Here is a 16,412-nt window from a genome sequence, read left to right as displayed (position 1 = left end):
GCAAGACCGGACAAAGGAGACAGACGATGAAGTCGTCGAATCATGCGGTGTATGCAACAGCGGTCGGCGATGCCGGCGCGCTCGGCGGTTTGCCCTCTGGCGCGGGTGCGTCGGCGGACGGCCGCGCGGACGAAATCGCGCTCGATGGCGCGCGTATCTCCGCACGGCTCGACCGCTTGCCGGCCACGCGTTCGATCTGGAAGCTGGTGATGCTGCTGAGCCTCGGGCTCTTCTTCGAACTGTACGACCTGATGTTCTCCGGCTACATCGCGCCGGGACTCGTGCGCAGCGGCATTCTCACCGCGACCACGCACGGTCTGTTCGGCACCAGCGGCGTCGCGAGTTTCATCGCGGCGTTGTTCGCGGGTCTGTTCATCGGCACGGCGGCGTGCGGCTTTCTCGCCGACCGTTTTGGCCGGCGCGCGATCTTCACGTGGTCGCTGCTCTGGTACACGGCGGCCAATATCATCATGGCGTTCCAGGACACGGCGCTCGGGCTCAACCTGTGGCGCTTCATTGCGGGGATCGGCATTGGCGTGGAGATCGTCACGATCGGCACGTACATTTCCGAACTCGTGCCGAAGCATGTGCGCGGACGCGCGTCGGCGTGTTCACAGGCGGTGGGATTTTGCGCGGTGCCGATCGTCGCGTTTCTCTCGTATCTGCTGGCGCCGCATCGCTACTTCGGCCTGGATGGCTGGCGTCTGGTCGTGCTGACCGGCGTGGTCGGCGCGATCGTGGTGTGGTGGATCCGCCTGCGTTTGCCGGAGAGCCCGCGCTGGCTCGCGCAGAAAGGCCGCATCGACGAAGCGGACGCGATCATGACGCGGCTCGAAGCACGCGTGGCGCGCGAATACGGACGGCCGTTGCCGGAGCCGGCCTCGCCCGAACCGGTGCGCGCACGGGCGGCGTTTCGAGATCTGCTGGTGCCGCCATATCGCAAGCGCACGCTGATGCTGATCATCTTCCACGTGTTCCAGACAATGGGCTATTACGGCTTCGCAAACTGGATTCCGACCTTGCTGATCAAGCAGGGCATTACGGTGACGACGAGTCTGATGTACGCGAGCATCATCGCGATTGCCGCACCGCTCGGGCCGTTGCTGGGATTGCTGATCGCCGACCGCTTCGAGCGCAAGACAGTGATTATCTGCATGGCGGCGGTCAACGTGGTGTGCGGGCTGGCGTTCAGCCAGGCGCGCGAGACGGTGTTGCTGGTGAGCCTGGGCGTCTGTCTCGTGCTAGCGGGAAATATTATTTCGTATAGCTATCACGCGTATCAGGCCGAGTTGTTTCCGACTAGCATTCGGGCGCGGGCCGTGGGATTCGTTTATTCGTGGAGCCGGATTTCGGCGATGTTCTCCGCGTTCGTGATCGCGGGATGTTTGAGCCGCTTCGGCGTGGACGGCGTGTTCGTGTTTATCTCCGGCGCGATGGCAGTGGTGATGCTGGCCATCGGGACGCTTGGGCCGAAGACGCGGGACGTGGCGTTGGAGGATATTTCGAAGTAGCTTGTCGAGGAGGATGCCCGCCTGTGTGGGGCGGGCTTGCTCGCTTTAGTGCTTCTTCTGGGTCGCTGACACGCTCGGTGCTATGCGAATCGGCGGCGCGCCTGATGGCGAGGTGGCGGGTTGGGGTTTCTTCGCCTGTTTCGGTTTCTTGACTTCGCGGTTACTGCGCATTTGACCTTTTGCCATGATGGACTCCCAAATTGGCGGTTTTTGCTCCGCAGGGGAGCAATAAGGTAGTGTGCGCCTGTTTTGTGCTTTATGTTGGGGTTTCTGGTTTTTAAGGCGCTTGCCTGGCTGTGGTCTCGGCGAAGCTCACATCAGGCCCAGCAGTTTGGCTGGCGCACAAGTCATGCAAGAAATCTGACCGGTTTTTGCCAGCGCGATGAAAGCAATCGCCAGCACCACGAGAACATCGTGACTCGATCTCGACGCCGAGCATGTCTTCCCTGTTTCGAGCGTCCAAAAAATAACGTCAGCCGGCCCACGAGCCGGCTGACGTTTTTCATGTCCGCCGAGTACCCGAATTCGGGTCCATCAAACGCGCCACTTACATGGCGACGTATCCCACCGGCGTCGTGGCGTTGGCCTTGGCGACCGACGCATTGTTCGACACCACATACACCGGCGATTCGGTCAGGTTGAGCGTCAGCACACCGTTGCTGTAATTCGCATTCGTCGCGTTGCCCATCATGTCGACCACCTTCACGGTGCCGCTCGTGCCCGGCGCATCGACGTTGAGGCTGTACGCGACGCTATAGGTCGAACTGAAGCCCGCGCTCGCGCTCCACACGTTGTTGTTATGCGCCCACAAAGCGGTGACCACCGCGCCGTTGCCCACCTGCTGGAACGCGTAGGCGTACACGCCGGTCGGCGTGCCGTTCACCGGACCGAGCGTCGTGGTGCCGTCGAGCGTGTGCGTCATCGCGCTGATCGCCATGGCAACCGGCTTCGGGCTGATGTTGGACGCGCCGAACGCACCTTGCGGATCGCTCAGGTCGAAGAAGGTGCCGTAGCCGACTTCATCCGGATAGTCCGCGCCGTAGAACACGTAGGTCTGATCCGCGCCTTCGCCGAGCGTGATGATGTGCATGCGCGCCGCGACCGCCGCTTGTGCGTACAGCACGTTCGCGGTCGGATAGTTCGGGCCGTACGAGCTGCCGAGGTCGTAGCTGATGCCCGCTTCCGTCGAGAACAGATGCATGCCGGTGCGATAGTCGGTGGCCATCTCCGTGCGCAGGTTGCGCATCTGGCCGCGCAACGATCCATCCGCGGTGGACGGGTCGCTGTCGTAGCGCTCAGGCGGGTGCGACGGCGAGGTGCCCGCGTCGTAGTAACCGTGCGTGGCGACCGCGTCGATGTATTGGCCGAAGCCGAGCGGCGCGAGGCGTTTCAGGTGCGTCGTGGTCAGGCTCGGGAAGGCATCGGCCGGGCCCATCACCATCGCGTGCGGATCGGTTGAATGAATGCCCTGGTAGACCGCTTTGTACAACGCGACGAAGTTGGCGTCGGTATCGGTCCACATCTGGTTCGGTTCCCACGTCACCTGATAGTAGTTCGCCGACTGGGTCGGGAAGTACGCGGCGCGGATCGCGTTCGATTCCGTGCCGACACGGCTCATATAGCTCTGGTAGTACGAAATATCGGTTGGCAGCGTCGTGTCGTCCTGGAAGGCCCCGGTGCTGCTCGCCCAGGCGGGAATGCCGTCGAGGCGGATCAGGCGCATCACGTTGCCGCTCTTGTAGAACGAATCGAGATTACTGGCCGACGGATTGAACGTGTTCGGTCCGTTCGGTTCCATGGTGGAGAGCTGGCGGTCGTCGATCGTCGACGAAATGCCCAGCGCGGCAAGCAGCGGACCGTTGTCGTTTGCGCCCTGCATGCCGAAGCGATGCTGTTCCTGGCGCGCATAGGTGACGGCCGGAACGACGCCGGACAGGTTCGGCGTCACGCCGAAGCTGGCGATGCCGACCGGACGCGTGCCGGCTTGCGGCAGCTGGCCGCCGTTCTTGGCGAGCGTGCCCGTCGCCGCAAAATAACCGGCGAGCGTCGAGGTGCAATTGAACGTGATGGTCTTCGCGCCGCTCGGCACGGCGGTGCTGCCGCTCGCGGCGACGCGGCCGAGCGTGTCGGTGACGGCCCAGTTCAGCGTGTCCGCGCTCGGCGCGTTGGTGTTGAAGGCGAGCTGGAAGGTGCTGCCGGCCGCGAAGATGCGCGTGCCGTCGGCGCTGGGCGTATCGGCGGAGATCGTCGCGCTGCCCGAGCCGGCCGACGTGGAGGGCGAGGCGCAGCTCATGGCCGCGGTGCCGCCCGTGGCGTTCAGCGCAGTGGTGCCGGTGCTGGGGTTGTTAGCGGCAGACGTGCTGGCCGAGCTGTTCGAACTACTGCTGTTGCCGTTGGACTGGCTTGCCGCGGTGCCGGTGGTGCTGCCACCGCCACCGCCGCCGCATGCGGCGAGTGCGAGGGAGAGTGTCGAGAGTGCGAGTAGGTGCGATTTCATCAATCTGTAAGCAATGCGTTAGCTGATGCTTCGTCCGTGTCCTCGCGCAAAGCGCGTCGGGAGGTGGAGCGAACATCGGGGTTCATTTGCAAGCCAGCCGATGACCGAGGCTTCGACACTGGCGTCCTGTGTGCGCAGCTTTGCGGCTGCGCGAAGGTGATGCCTTCCCGGGATGTCGGCCCCGAACGCATTTCTCTGTAGAGAAACTCTCGTCATACGAAACCGAACCGCTGACAGAAGCGGATTTGGCGGAATCGGACGACCGGGGAAGGTACGACGAAAACGGCCAGCGAGTTGAGGAACAGCGCGATTCAGATCGCATTACATGAATTCACGGCGCGAGCCGATGAATTTTTTACTGTCCTGTAAGCTAGAAAAGCTCAATTTGGGAAGAATCGACCGCAACAATACGCATTAGTGTGTTTAAAAGAAGTAACGAGTCGTTACGTATGAACATTAATGCAGTACTAATTGCTTTGATCGCATGAAAATATCCGTCAGGCGAAACTAGTATTTTTTCGCCATAACGAATTGGGGTCGCAATAATTTGAAACGGATGCCTAACTATCTGGCACGGCTAATCGACTGAGAAATGGGCGCTAGCGCTCATTGACCCGCCGAAAAGCTCTTGGGGTTGGCGTAAAAGTGCTGGGCCTTGGGTGTAACGTTTCCTCGCGACATGGACTTCGCAGCGGAACTGTCGCTGTTTTACTGAGCCATTGACGCGCTCCGCGAAAGGGAACGCGCGATACACGATGATGGATGCCGACGTTATTTGGGGTCTGCAATAACGGGGGCGGTATCCCTCCGCTGCGCAAAAAAGGCGGTTATCCAGAGAGATAAATCGTGAGGATTCTTCAACTGGTTCATGCACCGCGCTTGTCCGGAGCAGAAGTACTCGTAAAAGGATTGGCCATTCACCATCAGCGCGGTGGCCATGAAGTCTGCATGACGTCGCTGCTCCCAGAGCAGGACGATTTCGCCGCCATTCACGCAGAACTTCAGGCGGCGGGCGTCACGTGTCTGTTTCCCGAGGTTCGCTACGGCAGGGTGGGAAAGCTGTTGCACCTGTATCGCGTGGTACGGCGGTTCCGGCCCGATTTCATCGTGGCTCACGCCACGCTTGCCGCGCTGTATGTGCGCCTCCTGCCGGTCCATACGCCGATTGCGTGGGTGATGCATTCCGGCGTCAACGACTTCGAGAACGGCGCGCTCAAGCGGGCCGAACGCCTCCTCTCGCGACGGGCGAGAGCGATCATCGGCGTGTCGCAGCAGAATATCGACGACTACCTTCGTGAGATTGGCCGGCATCCGTCCATGGTCGTGATTCCGAATGGCGTGGACGCGCAATTATTCGCGCAAGCCAACGACGCCGTCGCGCCGGATATCGGCATGCACGCGAAGCAGATCGTCCAGCTCGGCCGCTATATCGAAGGCAAGAGCCAATTGGACACGATCCGCGCGTTCGAGCGCGTGCTGCAATCGGAGCCGGAAGCGCATCTGCTGTTCTGCGGTGTTGTCGAAGATCTCGACTATCACAGGGCGGTGCTGTCGCTCGTTTGTCAGCTCGGCCTGGAAAGCAAGGTGACGGTGGGCGGGCCGCGTTCCGACGTCGCCGCGATTCTGCGCGCCTCGCGTGTCTTCGCGATGCCATCGCGTTTCGAAGCGCAGAGCATTGGTTTTCTCGAGGCACTTGCGTCGGGTATTCCAGTCGTGGCGAGCCGGATTCCCTCGTTCGGCTTTGCGAGCGCTTTCGCCGGCGTCAACCTGGTCGATACGACCGACCCGGAAGCCTACGGCCGCGCGCTGCTGCACGCGCTCGACACGCCGCGCGCGAACCGGCAACTGGCCGGCTACACGCTGCACGACACCGCGGATCGTTACATGACGATCGCGCGCAAGTTCGTTCAGCTACAGGTTTCGGCCTGACGTCTATCGGACCGGCCGGTCCGCGCTACTGCGCGAGCCGGTCGATTCGCACTGTCTCCGAGAAAAGCCCCGGCAGTTTGCCGAGTTCCTGAGCTTCGCCCAGTGTCAGGCCGTTTCCGGATGGATAGCGCGTGAGCGCGGGCGCGCCGCCGGTGAAATAGAAATCGCCGAGAGTCGCGTCCGTCCGTCGAAACAGCACGAGTGCGGCACCCTGTCTGTCGCGCACGAATTGCGGAAACACATCCGACCAGGTCATGCCGTGCAATATCGCCGCCTGGGCTGGCGCGCTCGCCGCGCCGCTCAGGTCGAGGGTGGCGACGTCGACCATCGCTTCTTCGCTCGACTCGTCGAGATGCGGGCTCAGCAAAATCAGCGTGTTGCTGTCGCGGCCGTGCACGGCGCCCATTGTCACCTTCACGAAGTTGGGGGCGAAACTTGCCGGCAAGACGTTGCGTTCGCCGACGCTCATGCGCGAGCCCTCGTTGGTGATGGGCGTGAGCGCGAGGCGGCGGTTCGCGCCGTCGACCGCGACCAGCGAGGCGCGCGCGCCCGCCGTTTCGCGCACCAGCAGATTGACGTTCTGCGGCAGGTTTTTGGCCTGCGCCCAGAGCGCCGGCGCCGCTCCCGTTGAGACGCCCGATCCTTGCGAAGACGCGATCCACAGATCGAGCCCACTGTCGGGCCGCTTCTGCGCGATCAGCACGCTGGCCCGTCCCGTTCCCGTGAAGTCCGCCGCCACATATTGCTGCGTCAGTTCCGGCTTGAACGCATTGCTGGTCTGCAGCCAGAGGCGCGGCGCCTCGAACCGGTCGCCGGCACTGCGGAGCAACCAGAATGCGGTCCCGCCCTGGCGCGCCGCGACGATCATCAGATCCGCCTTGCCGTCGCCGTCGAAATCGCCGAGCAGGAAGCGCACGCTGTCGAAGCACAGTTTGTCGCCGGCACAGCTCGGTGCGGTAGCCAGAGGATCGAATGGGACGGCGCCCGCGTACCAGAGCGCGGGCGGCGACGCTTTCGCGAGCGACGCGGCATACACGTCGAATCCCGGGCCGTCGTGTTGCCGCTGAACGTACACGGCGGACTGCTCGCCCGAGCCGGCGATGTCGCCGACCATCGCCGTGGCGAGCCTCAGGTCGTTCGCCTGGGTGCGTTGCGTGGTGGCCCAACGGTAGCGGGTGGTGAGCGCGGTGCAGCCGCGCATGGTCAGCTTGCCATCGTTTTCGCCGAGGCAATGCCGCATCGGCGTATAGACGAGGCCGAAGTCCCACGGCGTCCAGCGCTGTGCCAGGTCCCATTGATCGCAAGTCTCGGCGACCAGATAGCCGTCGCGCTCGGCGATGCATTGCGAAGTCGCGACGCTCACGAGCGCCGCGTTGCGCGTATTGCCGGGATACACGGTCAGCGGATCCCATCGCCATTGCTGCGTGGACGAGTCCGTGCACGCGGCGAGTGTCGGCGCGCGGCCTGGACCCGCGGAGGTCAGGCAGCGGCTCGCCGCCGCATTGAAGAGCTGAATCGGATGAGACACGAAATCGGGCACGCGGCGATCGGAGCGATCGGCAAACGCATAGCGGCGCGAAATCCAGTTGCCGTCCCATTGAAACTCGCCGAATACATGCGACGACTCGCTGCCGTCGATCGAAAAATAGCTGGCGACGATGTCGCGCTTACGCTGCACTTCGGCGGCGGGAAGATTGCCGGGCCAGCCGCCGGTCGGATAGGTGACGTGATAGACGATCGGGACGCCTTTGCCGAGCGTCTGCGCGACGTGGCGGGTAATGCGCGCGGAATAGATGTGATCGGGATGCTCGATAAACGGAACGGTGTCCGGATTGAGCGTGTAGATCAGCGTCGCTTGCGCGAGTATCACTTTCAACGTGGCCGACAACGCGTCGCGATCGTATTTCACGCGTACGGAGCCGTCCGCGTTCATCGGATAAGTGGAGATCGTGGCGTGCTGCTCCCACAGCAGGCCGAGCGGCACGCGGCCGCCGCGCACGGCGCCGCCGGGCAGGCGCAATTCGAGCAGGCGCACCTGCGGCCGGGCCTTCAGCACCATTTGATGCACGAGCTTGCCGGCAATCGTCACGTTGGATTCGAGCCACTCGTCAGGCACGCCTGCCATGCGCGCATAGGCGAGCCGCGAGGCCCGCTCGCGCGTTTGAACATAAGCGAAGTCCCCGCCGTTGGCGCCGCCGATCAGATGCACCGTGGTGATACACCAGCCCGCGTCGAGACGCTCGCTGATGGCGGGGTCCACGAAGAGCAGATCGTCGTCGAGGTGCGCGACCACAGTGACCAGCGTGCCGGCGCCGCAATCGGCCGCGCGCGCCGTGCCCGGCAGGAAGGTGAAGAAGAAAACCGCGAGTAAAGCAGTGAAAGAATCGCGAACGAGCCTGATTGCCGGTAGTCGCATAGTGATTCGAGCTCTGACGGTGAGCTCGCATCATACTGTAGCGACCGTGGCCGGCACGTTACCGAACTCACAGTCAGCGCCAGATTGCGATGCGGCGCGGGTTCAGGCCCGCGTGATGGCTTGCTCCCGTATCAGCGGAAATAGGCCTTGGTGTTTTCGTGGACGTCCGCGCGCGCGAGCAGTTCCGAAGGCGCAAGCCACACATATTCGCTGTGCTGCTCGGGCCGTCCGAGCGGTGCGGTGCCCGTGAGCGTCAGCGAATAGGCGAGCACGATGTAATGCGTCGACACGTCCGGCTCGCCCGCGAAGTTGTCGCTGTAGTGATGTTCGAACACGCCTTCGAAGCGTGCCGTCGAGCGCGCCAGTTGCGCAATGCCCAACTCGGCGTCGGCGATGCGCGTGAACGCGGCGTCGAGTGTTTCGTCTTTATGAATGCGGCCACCGGGAACGAACCATGTGCCACGGGCAGGGCGGTTGCGGCGTCGGCCGATCAGCACGCGCCCTTGAGCATCGCTGACGATCAGATCGAATGCGACCAGGGGCGTGAGGCGGACCACGTCCAGGAAATCGATCTCGGTCAGCAGCATGTCATCTCCCCCGCTTCTCGCGCTGGTTGAGCGCCAGGTCAGCTAGTAGTCACGATGTTGATCATCGTCCCGCGTGAGCCGGCTTGAGACGCTCGTCAGAAGAAGCGCGAGCACAATCGCGCCGATCGTCGCAAAGAGAAATGCGCCGATCATCGCGGCCAGTATCAGCATCATCCATGCAAGGCCGCTCATGTTTCGGCTCCAGCGTGTTGATAGGCATGCTAACGTGCCTCCGCCTGCATACTATGTGCGCCAAGGGCCACAGAACCTGTCACATCACGCCGAACTATCGTCACATCGCGCCGCTAATGCGCCATGTAACCCTCGGGCGTGGTGACTGCGTTCCTGAAGACTTCGGCATTGCCGGAGACGACATAGACCGGCGCGGGCGAGAGTTTCAGGCTAGCCATTCCGTCGCGGTAGGGCACGCTCGTCGCGTTGCCCATCATGTCGAACGCCGTCACTTCGCCGGTCGTGCCGGGCGCGTCGACCCGCAGCCGATAGTCCACGCTGCGGCTCGCGTCGAAGCCGCTTTTGGCGTTCCACTTGTCGTTGTCATGCGTCCATAACGCGGTCACGATCTTGCCGCCGCCGAGCCGGCGGAACGCGTAGGCGTAGACGCCTTGGGGCAGATCCTTGAGCGGGCCGAGCGTGTCGGTGCCGTCGATGATTCGCGTCATCGCCGCCACCGCGAGCGCCGCGGGTTTCGGGCTGATGCGGGAAGGACCGTAGGCGCCTTTCGGATGATCGAGCTCGAAGAAAATGCCGTAGCCCGGCGCGGCGTCCGGCATATCCGCTAGATAGAACACGTAGGTCATGTCGGCGCCTTCGCCGAGCAAAATCAGATGCGTGCGCGCCGTCACGGCAGCCTGTGCATACAGCACGTTCGCGCCCGGATAGTTCTTGCCATACGACTGCCCGATGTCGTAGCTGATGCCGGTTTCAGTCACGAAGAGCGGCGCGCCGGGCTTCAGGTAAAGACGCATTTCGTGGCGCAGCGCCCGCATCGCGGCGGGCAACGCGCCTGGCACCGTGCCCTGATTGCCGGAATCCGCGGCGCGCTCGGGCGGATGCGAAGGCGTCGTGCCGATGTCGTAGTAACCGTGAATCGTCATGCCGTCCATATAGCGGCCGATTCCAAGCGGGCCGAGCTTGCGCATCCATGTGACGTTGCCCTGCACCGACGAATAGGTCAGACCCATTACCACCGCATGCGGATCCGTCTGATGGATGCCCTCCCAGACCGCCTTGTACATGGCGATGAAATTCGCGTCCGTGTCGCGCCACGGCAGACCGCCGTCGGCGTCCGGTTCCCACGTCACCTGATAGTAGTTGTCGCGCTGTTTGGGAAAGTAAGTCATGCGAACGCGATTCGACTCGGCGCCCACTTTGGCCATGTAGTCCTTCATTTGTGCGAGCGAGGTCGGCACATAGCTGTGGGTCTCCTTGTTCGTCGGACTTGCCCACTGCGGAATGCCGTCGAGCTGGATCAGCCGCAGCAGGTCGCCGCGCCGGAAGAAGGGCGTGAGCTGTTTGCTCGCGGGGTCGAACGTGCCGGTTTTTTTCGGCTCCTCCATATACCAGTTGCGATTGTCGTTGACCCACGTGAGGCCGAGAGCGGTATAGACCGGCCGATAGCCGTCGCCGTCGCAGCAGTGCTGACCCGGCGCAAGATAAGCGGCCCCCTGTCCGCCGAACCGATGCAGATCTTCATACGGAAAACGCACGCCGGGTAACGCAGCGGAGGGATCCGGCAGCACGCCGAAGGTGACGATGCCCGCGGGACGCGTGCCGCGCGATTCGAACTGCCCGTGTCCGCGTTCCAGCGATGCGGACACCGCGAAGTAGCCCGCCACGCTCGACGCGCAGCTCAACGTGGACAGCGTCGCACCAGCTGCAACGGGAAAGCGTCCGCTGGCGCGCACGGCATTCCATGTGTCGCGTATCTGCCAGTTGAGCGTGTCGGCTTGCGCTGGGCGGGTGGCGAAAACCAGCGCGAACGGTTTGTTCATGGCGAAGAGACGCGTGCCGTCGCTGGGCGTGTCGGCTTCGAGCAGATCGCCGCTCGCGGCCGTGGGGACCTGTGACGAAGGCGCTGAGCAACGCAGCCCTTGTCCGGGCGGCGCCTTCAGGTCCGTGGGTGTGGCGGATTGCATTGCCGCATTCGGCGTTGCGTCCTGCTTCGCGACAGACGCGGTTGCATTATTCGCCACCGTTGGCGCCATCGCGCAACGCTTCTCCACGCCCGGTGCAGGATCGCCGAATACGCCGTTGTTGCACTCCGCGCTGTTCGAGAACGTTTTGACGACGTGCTGTTGTGCAGTGCCATACAGCACGTCGCGCGTGCCGTTGAAACGGCAGGTGCCGTATTCCGCCGCACACGGCGTCCACTTTCTGCCGTCCGCGGTGAATTCGCCATTGCCCCCACCATTTGCCTGCGGCGCAGCATCGGCCGCAGCGCATCGACCGGCCGCGAGGCCGAGCAGGACGACGGCCGTCACCGAGGCGGCAATGCCACTCCTCAGTCCTCGACTGCCGCCGGAAAAGCCGTCGACGCGCTTTCGCGGCGCGCGCTGTTCGCGTACATTCGACATGTGTTCCCCGTGTCGTTCGCTGTCCTTCCAAGGCAACAGACGCGTCGCCGAACTACTAGTTCACCAGGTCAAAGCCGCCTCGACCCGCCTCTCGAAGCAATGTGTTGCGGAAACCGCATAGTGTATTTCCGCAAACCGCTGGCGGAAATAGCCCGGTTGCCACTCGACACATTCCGCCACTGGCCCGTCTATTGCCGTGCCGCCTAAAGTGGTCTTATTCCCGTGTTTCACGTTTGAAACATTAATCGTCACGTTTATATCCGTGAGATCCAATAACAACCAACTAAATAATTTTGTCGCACTCTCAAGTGCTTATATTGGATGTTCGTTTTACTTATTGCCATCCCCGCGGATATATCGTCAGAAGAAACCCAAGTAGGCAAGGGGCGCGGCGGGCGCTGGAATAGCGAAGCAGGTTGCGCTCATTCTGGCGTCCCGATGGGAAAAAGTCACTTCAAATCGGCATGGCGATGGATGGATCAAATTGTAATTGCGCCGTTTTCGAGTAGTCGTGGTGTGTGCGGTGGCGTACGAAATGGCGCTTTTATTTGCATTAACATTCGCAGAATGCCAATTCATTCCTATGTGGAATCGGCAATTAATTCGTTGAAAAGACGGCGGTAGTGGGGGTGTTCCGAAAATCCCTGGTTGGTCACCCTGTCCATACGCCAACATGTCTGCGCTTTCGGTCATGGCGGCTAAATGCTTGATTGGCGGTGACTATGATGCGCTGCACAGAGGCCGGCCTCTCTGCGGCCGTCCAAGGTGAAAAGTAGATCCGTTTTCTGGTGAGAGGATGACTATGACCTGCGCGAGTCTCGAGTCCGCAATGCTGCGCTGGGTGCACGCTCCAAACAAGGGTATGCGTCGCATCGCGATACTGATGTTCAACGACTGCTCGCTGCAGGGAGCCGGGGTCGTTGCCGAGGTGTTCCAGGCAGCGAACGAAATGGCTTCGTCTGGCTCGGGCGGCTGGTTATACGACGTGTCCTTCCTGTCGGCCGATGGCGGCATGGTGACTTCGTCGTCCGCGCTGCGGGTCTGGACAGACGGCCTCGACGCGCGGCATTACGGTGGTTTCGACGCGTTGTATGTGGCGGGCGGCAAAGGCGCATTCGCCGCCGCCGGCGATGAACGCCTGATCGCGTGGCTGCGCCGTGTGCGCCGCAACACCGGCATGATCCGGCCGATCGCGGAGGGCCGCGCGCTGCTCGAGGCGGCGTATGTGCCCGACAGCAAGGAAGGTGGCGACTCACAGGCGCAGCCGGTGTCGGCGCGCCAGCCGGAACAGACGGCCGATGCGGGCGATCGCCTCGAATCGATGCGAAGCGCGCTCGCCATGATCAAGCGCGATCTCGGCGGCGCCACGGCGCGTACGGTTGCCGAGCGCCTGTTGGCGGATTCGTGCTCGAATCTCGCGCCGCTGCTCGGCGAAGACGGTGGTCTGAGTCCCGGCGACAAGGTGCGCGCGGCAGCTCGCTGGCTGCAAGAGAACTGCCAGCAGGCGATTTCGATTGCCGACGCGGCGCAGTTCGCCGCGATGAGCGAGCGCAACTTTCTGCGCCGCTTCAAGATGGAAATGGGCATTACGCCCTCGAGTTTTCTGTTGCACGAACGCCTTGCGGTGACTTGCAGCCTGTTGACCGAATCGGAATTGCCGGTCGACAAGATTGCCCGGCGCACGGGTATGGGTAACGGCGACCGCCTCGCGAAAGTGTTTCGCAAGCGGATGAGAATTTCGCCGACCGAATTTCGGATTCAAAGTCGCCGACTAGTCGGCGAATAGCGCGACGGGGCCAGCCGGATCGCCGTGGCAACACGGCATCCGGTCCGTACTTCCGTTGATCTTTGGAAATTATAAGGAATGCGAATATGTCGAATCAGGGAGCTGTAGGCACCGCGTCGGTCGCCCCGACCGGTGCGGATGGCGCGACGGCAGGCGCGCGTTGCGCGCGCATCGTCCCGGTGATCCTGGCGGGCGGTTCGGGCACGCGCCTGTGGCCGGTGTCGCGGGAAAACTATCCGAAGCAACTGATCGACGTAGTCGGTTCCGACTCGCTGCTGCAAGCCACCGCGCGGCGCATGGAAGGCTTTCCGGCCGGCTGGAGCGTGGACGCATCGCCGATCATCGTATGCGGCGAAGAACATCGCTTCGTGATCGCAGAACAACTTCATGAAAATGGCGTCGACGCTCGTCTTATTGTCGAGCCGGCGCGACGCGATACGGCGCCTGCGCTGACGCTGGCGGCGTCGCTGGCGTGCGCGGATGGTAGCGACGCGATTCTGGTCGTCATGCCCGCGGATCATTCGATCGCCGACGTGCCCGCCTTGCAGGCCGCGCTGGAACTCGCGGCACGCTATGCGGAGCAGGGCTCGATCGCGACGCTGGGCGTGCCGCCCACGCGCCCCGACACGGGCTTCGGTTATATCCGCATCGGTGCCGAGCTGGCGGGCGGCGGCCATGCGATCGACGGTTTCGTCGAAAAGCCCGCGGAAGAACTCGCGGCGAAGTACGTCGCGGCGGGCATGTACTGGTGGAACAGCGGCATCTTCATCGTCCGCGCCAGCGTGTGGCTCGATACGTTGAAGCGTTTGCAACCGGAAATGCACGCGGCCTGCGAACGCGCATTCACCGGTGGCCGTGTCGACGGTGCGTATTTCCGGCCGTTGGTCGACGCGTTCCTCAGTACGCCGGCGAATTCGATCGACTACGCGGTGATGGAGCGCCTGACCGAGACGGCCGAGCCGGAAACGACGGATGGCTCGGCTGCGAGCGCGCCGGCGACGCCCGCCGGCGTGGTGGTCGGACTGGATGCCGGCTGGTCGGACCTGGGTTCCTGGGACGCCGTCTGGGCCGCGATGGAGAAGGACGCCAACGGTAACGCAGGACGCGGCCGGGTGACGTTCGAAGGCGCGGTATCGAGCTACGCGCATTCGGAAGGGCGGCTGGTCGCCTGCGTCGGCACCACCAATGTCGTGGTGGTCGAAACCGCCGACGCGGTGCTGGTGGTCGACCGCTCGCACGTGCAGGACGTGAAGGGTCTGGTGTCGCGCATCAAGGCGCAGCACGCGCCGGAGGCCGACGCGCATCGCAAGGTGCGCCGCCCGTGGGGTTTCTACGATTCGATCGACCATGGCGAGCGTTTCCAGGTCAAGCGGATCGTCGTGACGCCGGGCGCGCAACTGTCGTTGCAATTGCATCACCACCGCGCGGAACACTGGGTCGTCGTGCGCGGCACGGCGCTCGTCACTCGCGGTGAAGAGCAGTTTCTGTTGAGTGAAAACGAATCAACTTACATTCCGCTCGGCACCCGCCACCGGCTCGAAAACCCGGGCAAGGTGCCGCTCGAAATCATTGAAATCCAGTCAGGCACCTATCTCGGTGAAGACGACATTGTGAGGTTTAACGACAACTACGGCCGCTGCTCCTAAACAGCACGCCGGACTCAACTGCGGACAAGAACGGCAAGAACGAGGTGACCAGAATGCGCAAGTTTCAGGATTTGCTCGCGCGGGTTTTCGATGTTGCATTGGTGTTGGCGGGAGCGGCGGTGGCGTCGCAGATCCGCTTTGATTACCTCGCTCAATCCGGGTTCTATTGGGCGCTCGTGATGTTTTCCGCGGCGTTCGCGCTGGCCATCTTTCCGGCGTTCGGCGTCTACGAATCATGGCGCGGCCGCTCCAAGCTGGTGCTGGCCGGCCAGGTGTCGCTCGCGTGGCTGATGGTGCAGGGCAGCGCTCTCGTGTTGATGTATTCGCTGCATCGGATCGACTTCGTGTCGCGGCTGTGGTTCTCGTACTGGACGGCGGTGACCGGCGGCCTGCTGATCGCGTACCGGCTGATGACGCACGCCGTGCTGGCGAGCGCGCGCAGCGCCGGGATGAATCTGCACCAGGTCGCCATTGTCGGCAGCGGCTCGCAGTGCGACGCGATCATTCGCCGGATCAACGCCGCGCCGACCACCGGTTTTCGCGCTACGGCCGTGTACAACGCGCGTCCGGACGTGTCGTCGGTCGCGAGCCCGGGCGTGCCGGTGTTCGATACCGTCGATGCTTTGGCCGGCTACATGCGGACCAACGACGTGCACGAACTGTGGCTGATGCTGTCGCTTTCCGAAGAGCCGTTGATCTGTTCGCTGGTCGGAGAATTCCGCGACGATCTGGTGAACATCCGTTTCATGCCGGACGTGCGCAGCCTCGCGCTCTTCGAGGGCAGCGGCGTGATCGATCTGCTCGGCGTGCCGGCGATCAATCTCGTGGCTTCGCCGCTGTCCGCCAGTTCGATGCTGAAGAAGGAAATTTTCGACCGTCTGTTCGCGTTGACCGCGCTGATCGCTCTTGCACCGGTCATGCTCGCCATTGCGATCGCGGTGAAGCTGTCGTCGCGCGGTCCGGTTCTGTTCAAGCAGAAACGCAAAGGCGCAGACGGTCACGTATTCACGATTTACAAGTTTCGCTCGATGCGTTTGCATATCGAGCCAAAAGGCACCGTCAGGCAGGCCACGCGCAACGATCCGCGCGTGACCAAAGTGGGCGCTTTCCTGCGCCGCACGAGCCTCGACGAACTGCCGCAATTCTACAACGTGTTGCGTGGCGACATGTCGGTCGTAGGACCGCGTCCCCATGCACTCGAGCACGACGACCTCTATCAGAAAGTGGTCGCGGGCTATATCAATCGCTACCGCATAAAACCGGGGATTACGGGGTGGGCACAGATCAACGGTTTTCGTGGCGAAACCGACCGCATCGAAAAGATGGAACGTCGTGTCGAACATGACCTGTATTACCTGGGCCATTGGTCGTTCGCACTCGACATGCGGATTATCGGCGCGACGATAGTCGCCGGACTGGTGCATCGAAACGCTTATTAGTTGTTAA

11 protein-coding genes are annotated in these 16,412 nt (G+C 62.8%); 6 read left to right on the top strand and 5 right to left on the bottom strand.

Annotation, left to right across the window (positions count from 1 at the left end):
- Positions 1-26: 26 nt before the first annotated feature.
- Positions 27-1,511: an MFS transporter gene (locus P0D80_RS09985; protein ID WP_408283306.1), complete on the top strand. Its 1,485-nt coding sequence runs from the start codon at positions 27-29 to the stop codon at positions 1,509-1,511.
- A gap of 547 nt (positions 1,512-2,058) precedes the next feature.
- On the opposite strand, the gene P0D80_RS09980 is transcribed toward P0D80_RS09985, so the two are convergent.
- Positions 2,059-3,600 carry a hypothetical protein gene (locus P0D80_RS09980; RefSeq protein ID WP_408283304.1) on the bottom strand — a complete coding sequence of 514 codons (1,542 nt, stop codon included), beginning with the start codon at positions 3,598-3,600 and terminating at the stop codon, positions 2,059-2,061.
- Here P0D80_RS09980 and P0D80_RS09975 point away from each other — a divergent pair.
- Together P0D80_RS09975 and P0D80_RS09970 are read left to right on the top strand one after the other, a co-directional pair.
- Positions 3,569-4,018: a hypothetical protein gene (locus tag P0D80_RS09975; protein WP_408178820.1), complete on the top strand. Its 450-nt coding sequence runs from the start codon at positions 3,569-3,571 to the stop codon at positions 4,016-4,018. The two genes, P0D80_RS09980 and P0D80_RS09975, sit on opposite strands and share 32 nt — an antisense overlap.
- 836 nt (positions 4,019-4,854) lie before the next feature.
- Positions 4,855-5,937, top strand: coding sequence for a glycosyltransferase family 4 protein (locus P0D80_RS09970; protein ID WP_408283300.1), 1,083 nt, complete (start codon positions 4,855-4,857; stop codon positions 5,935-5,937).
- A 25-nt stretch (positions 5,938-5,962) separates the two neighbouring features.
- Here the strand turns inward: P0D80_RS09970 and P0D80_RS09965 are convergent, their stop codons facing one another.
- From P0D80_RS09965 to P0D80_RS09950, 4 genes are all read right to left on the bottom strand, one after another.
- Positions 5,963-8,353, bottom strand: coding sequence for a PIG-L family deacetylase (locus P0D80_RS09965; RefSeq protein WP_408178818.1), 2,391 nt, complete (start codon positions 8,351-8,353; stop codon positions 5,963-5,965).
- Positions 8,354-8,484: 131 nt separating this feature from the next.
- Positions 8,485-8,937, bottom strand: a complete 453-nt coding sequence (locus tag P0D80_RS09960) for a GDP-mannose mannosyl hydrolase (RefSeq protein WP_132376976.1) — start codon at positions 8,935-8,937, stop codon at positions 8,485-8,487.
- A gap of 45 nt (positions 8,938-8,982) precedes the next feature.
- Entirely contained in the window at positions 8,983-9,132 is a 150-nt protein-coding gene (locus P0D80_RS09955; RefSeq protein WP_408178817.1) for a hypothetical protein, read from the bottom strand.
- A gap of 113 nt (positions 9,133-9,245) precedes the next feature.
- Entirely contained in the window at positions 9,246-11,534 is a 2,289-nt protein-coding gene (locus tag P0D80_RS09950; RefSeq protein ID WP_408283296.1) for a hypothetical protein, read from the bottom strand.
- An 802-nt stretch (positions 11,535-12,336) separates the two neighbouring features.
- Here P0D80_RS09950 and P0D80_RS09945 point away from each other — a divergent pair.
- From P0D80_RS09945 to P0D80_RS09935, 3 genes are all read left to right on the top strand, one after another.
- A complete protein-coding gene (locus P0D80_RS09945; protein WP_132376975.1) occupies positions 12,337-13,320 on the top strand; it encodes a helix-turn-helix domain-containing protein in 984 nt (327 codons plus the stop codon).
- Positions 13,321-13,406: 86 nt separating this feature from the next.
- Positions 13,407-14,966, top strand: a complete 1,560-nt coding sequence (locus P0D80_RS09940; protein ID WP_408178815.1) for a mannose-1-phosphate guanylyltransferase/mannose-6-phosphate isomerase — start codon at positions 13,407-13,409, stop codon at positions 14,964-14,966.
- A 53-nt stretch (positions 14,967-15,019) separates the two neighbouring features.
- Entirely contained in the window at positions 15,020-16,405 is a 1,386-nt protein-coding gene (locus tag P0D80_RS09935) for an undecaprenyl-phosphate glucose phosphotransferase (protein ID WP_342960127.1), read from the top strand.
- The last annotated feature ends 7 nt before the right edge of the window (positions 16,406-16,412 follow it).

The organism is Paraburkholderia sp. RL17-373-BIF-A, assembly GCF_046030175.1.
Classification (GTDB): Bacteria; Pseudomonadota; Gammaproteobacteria; order Burkholderiales; family Burkholderiaceae; genus Paraburkholderia.
Note: the sequence above shows the minus strand (reverse complement) of the source record. Positions and strands in the feature narration are given on the sequence as shown.